Origin of the sequence: Streptomyces sp. WAC05292 (assembly GCF_003949955.1) — a bacterium.
Taxonomy (GTDB): Bacteria; Actinomycetota; Actinomycetes; order Streptomycetales; family Streptomycetaceae; genus Streptomyces; species Streptomyces globosus.
This window is the reverse complement of the sequence record NZ_RPSE01000757.1, coordinates 1-1,075: the sequence shown is the minus strand read 5'-3', so window position 1 is coordinate 1,075 and position 1,075 is coordinate 1. Positions and strand designations below refer to the sequence as shown.

The 1,075-nt window shown below is 83.9% G+C and carries 1 pseudogene; it reads left to right on the top strand.

Annotation, left to right across the window (positions count from 1 at the left end):
- Window positions 1–1,075, top strand: a pseudogene (locus EF903_RS34570) (hypothetical protein); the annotation flags it as partial.

Here is a 1,075-nt window from a genome sequence, read left to right as displayed (position 1 = left end):
GGACCACACCGCCCCGGACCCCCAACTCCCGCCGGGCTACACGCCGCTGCCCGCGCCCGGCCCGGGGTACCCCGACCGCGCCGCTCCGGAGCGGCCGCAGCCGCCCGGCCCCGGCCCCTCATACGCGGACCACGTCGCCGCGGAGCGGCCGCTGCCGCCCGGCGGTGACCCGCTCGGCGGGCCGGCCCCCGCGGCGGGGCCCCGGTACGCGGACCGCGTCGTCCTGGGGCCGCCGTCGCCCTCCGGCAGCGACCCGCTGGCCGAACCCGGTTCCGCGGCGGGCCCCCGGTACGCGGACCACGTCGTCCCGGAGCGGCCGTCGCCGTTGCCGTCCGCCGGCGACCCGCCGGGTGTGGCCGGGCCTGTGGCCGGTCCCCGGTACGCGGACCACATCGTGCCCGAGCGGGATCCCCAGGGGGCCGGCCCGCACGGCGGCGGCGCGGCGGGTGAGGGCGGCCTCCCGGCGGCCGACGCCGCGGGCCGTGCGCCGCTCGTCGCCCCCGGGTACGAGACCGGGCCGCGTGGCGGAGCCGTGGGCGGCTCGTCCCGAGCCGTTGCCGCACACGCGGTCGGGCCGGAGGCCGTGACCTCGCGGGTCGCCGCGGGGGAGGCGACCGGCGCCGCCCCGGAGCGGCGGCCGATCGGGTCGAAGGTGCCGCAGGGGTACTCGTACCCGTACGGCGGCCCCAAGGCCGCGGAGGACGCGCCGCCCGCGGAGGCGCCCGCGCCCCCGGCGCCCGCCCAGGCGCCGCCCGGCCGGTCCGGCGGCGGTCCCGCGGGCGACGCGCTGCCGGCCGGTGCGGACGTGCCCTGGCACGGCGCGACCCCGCGCCGGCAGGCCGCCCTGCCGCCCGCCCTGCCCCAGGGCTACCGGCACGCCGACGACGACACCGCCCCCCGGCCCGCGTATGCGGGCGGCCCGATTCCGGCAGGCCTGCCCCATGCTCCCGGGGAACCCGCGGGGGCGGAGGGCCCGGGTGGAGACGGATCCGCTGCCCGGCCCGTGGCCCCGGGTGGTCCGGGCGGGCCGGTTCCGGCGCGCCCGGACCACCCGGGGCCACGGGCCGGGCAGCGG